Raw genomic sequence first — 2,675 nt, 5'->3', positions numbered from 1 at the left:
TGTCATTGATCGAAATATTGGAGCCACCGGTTGTCGAAATTATGGAGCCACTTTTTGATCGTTTTTTACTCCCTCCGGCACCGCAATAATCGCCTGTTTTCTACCCACGCGCAACGTCTGTTTTTTTAACGTCTCGAGGCTTTCGGTAGCTCTTGCCCTGCAAAGTCAGTCGGTAGGCGTTGTGTAACAAACGATCCAGGGTTGCCGTGGCCAGCAATTTGTTTCTGGCAAATGCCTGATCCCATTCACCAAACTCCAGGTTGCTGGTGATGATGGTTGATCGCTGCTCATAGCGATGGGCAACCAGTTCGTGGAAGTCCTCATCCTGGGGCGAAGTCATGGGATACAGGCCGTAGTCATCAATGATGAGCAGGCTTACCTTGGCCAGCCTGGCAAACTTACGATCGTAGTGACCCGTGATCCGGGCTTTGTGCAGGTGGCCAAGCAGTGACTTTTGGGTGATAAACAGCACGTCCTTGCCCTGACGAATGGCCTGGTGGCCAATGGCTTGCGCCAGATGACTCTTGCCCGTGCCGGTCGGGCCACAGATGAGCACCGGGCAGGCCTCACCCATGAAACGACAGGTCAATAAGTCACTGACCAGGCTTCTGTTGAGGGTCGGGCAGGCGGCAAAGTCGAACTGCTCTATCGTTTTGCTGGAAATCAAAGAGGCTTTCTTGAGCAGCAGCGCACTTCGGGTTTGATCGCGCCGGGCTAATTCATCACCCAAGAGCATCTGCAGGAACTCCAGGTGGCTGAGCTTCTCGTCGATCGCTTGCCGAATCCGGATGTCGAGCGAATCTGTCACGCCTGAGAGACGAAGCAGGCGCAGCTGTTGGGCGACTTCTGGATGATATTGGGTGGCAGTAGTTGGTTTCATGGTGCCAGCTCTCCTCTTACTGCAACATCATCTGGCGGGTGTCACGGGCAAAGCGACCCTTGCCTTGATAGGCGGACGAGGCGGCCAATTCACCATCAGTGTCGGGCAGCAAACCGGCTTTGGCCTCTTGCTGTAACTGTTCGATGACATGGCGCATGACCTTCGGGGAAATGGAGTCCACGACACCGCATCGCTGACAACCCAGCTCCAGCCAGCGGTCACCAAACTCCTGGCGCAACCGCAGCAACCCCTGAACCGTGCGCAGCCTTTGCAAGACACGATCACTGAACAGATTCATGATCAGCGCATGACAGTGTGGGCCAATCGCCTGGGCTTGCTCCCGACACCAGGCCGGTGACTGCATGAGCCAGGCGACTGCGGCCTCAGGCATGTGATCGTCAATCGTTCGACGCTGCCCGGGGCGCTGCCCCCTCGGGTGAGTGCTCACCAGATCCTGGCCATCAAATATCTCCACGGTCGAGGCGCACAGCCGAAGCCGCACCGTCTGCCCCACCAGACGGTAGGGGACGGAGTACAAACACCGCTCATGCTGAACATGACAATCGCGATGAACCTTCGCTTGCGCATACCAATAAAGATCGGGCCTGCGCTCAGGCAATGGCTTCAGGTAGGGGCGCTCCAGCTCAAATTGCTCCAGTGGCTTGGCGTAGGTGCTGCCATGGGTGCGTTGCCCCGCTACATTCACCACCCAATCCTTGGCCTGCTCATTCAAGTCTGCCAGGTTACGAAACTGGCGCGTGGGCAGAAAGTTGCGCTTGACGTACTTCACCCCAGATTCGACCCGTCCTTTCTTCTGCGGATCGGCCGGGGGACACGGGTCAATCAAAAATCCATAGCCTTGGGCAAGCTCCCCATAGGCACGCTGCACCTCAGTCTCATGCAGCACCGCCTTGGTGATGGCGCACTTGGGGTTGTCGATGATTAGCCGCGCCGGGGTGGCGCCAAAGAACTCAAAGGCACGCTGGTGACAGCGCAACCACGTGGCCACGGTCTGGTCCCAGACAAACTCTACGTACTGGTGGCGGCTGGCGCACAGCGTCATGACAAAGAACCAGGTTCGCTTGGGCTTGCCGGTGACCGGGTCTGGCAGGAAAGGACCTGCACCAAAGTCGACCTGTGCCGCCTCTCCAAGCTTGAAATCCAGAATCATCGTGGGACGAATCTGAGGCTCAGCGGCCTTGAGTTTATTGACGGCACGACGCACCGAGGAGTAGTGGCATCGCACGCCATGATCACGCTGCAGGGCCGCATGGATCGCGACCGTATTGACCCCGTGCCCAAACCATTGGGCAATCAGTGCCAGGTGCTCAGTGCTTAACCCGCTTTGCCGACCAACCGGACGCAAGCTGGCCTGGGTGCGGTGCTCACGCAAGGCCAGCTCAATGGCTGCCAGTTCCGGCAAAGGTGTTTCTGGATCCAGCCACCCTCGGAGTCTGGCAATCTGGCCAATCTCGTTGGTCTTGTGCCGTCCCATGATCCCCGAGCGGGCAATGGTCCGCTCACTTTGCTGCTGTCGAAGTCGGTAAATGACTTCCCTGTATTCATGCATATCGATTCTCCGGTTTGCCATCTCCTTCTCCCGCAACGTGTGGCTGACAGGAAAAGTATGGCGTTGAATAAACCGGAGGGGGTCGGATCAGCCTACCGGGCTGGCTCCATATTTACGATCACCAACTGGCTCGATAATTTCGATCACGGATTGGCTCGATAATTTCGATCATCACTGGCCCTATATTTACGATCACAGGTGGTTCCATTACACCGATCACTGACA

2 protein-coding genes are annotated in these 2,675 nt (G+C 56.9%); both read right to left on the bottom strand.

Annotated features, from left to right (window positions below; genetic code table 11):
• Positions 1-100 precede the first annotated feature (100 nt).
• Positions 101-880: an IS21-like element helper ATPase IstB gene (istB, locus tag CJO09_RS15515; protein WP_119443163.1), complete on the bottom strand. Its 780-nt coding sequence runs from the start codon at positions 878-880 to the stop codon at positions 101-103.
• Positions 881-896: 16 nt separating this feature from the next.
• Entirely contained in the window at positions 897-2,450 is a 1,554-nt protein-coding gene (gene istA, locus CJO09_RS15510; protein WP_119443162.1) for an IS21 family transposase, read from the bottom strand.
• Between the last annotated feature and the right edge of the window lie 225 nt (positions 2,451-2,675).

It is taken from the genome of Neopusillimonas maritima (genome assembly GCF_003576595.1).
Lineage (GTDB): Bacteria > Pseudomonadota > Gammaproteobacteria > Burkholderiales > Burkholderiaceae_B > Neopusillimonas > Neopusillimonas maritima.
The sequence above is the reverse complement of the archived record's forward strand: the minus strand, read 5'-3'. Positions and strand labels throughout refer to the sequence as shown.

Excerpts from the sequence above, each read along its gene's own strand:
- istB (WP_119443163.1), bottom strand. The coding sequence starts at position 880 with ATGAAACCAACTACTGCCACCCAATATCATCCAGAAGTCGCCCAACAG.
- istA (WP_119443162.1), bottom strand. The coding sequence starts at position 2,450 with ATGCATGAATACAGGGAAGTCATTTACCGACTTCGACAGCAGCAAAGT.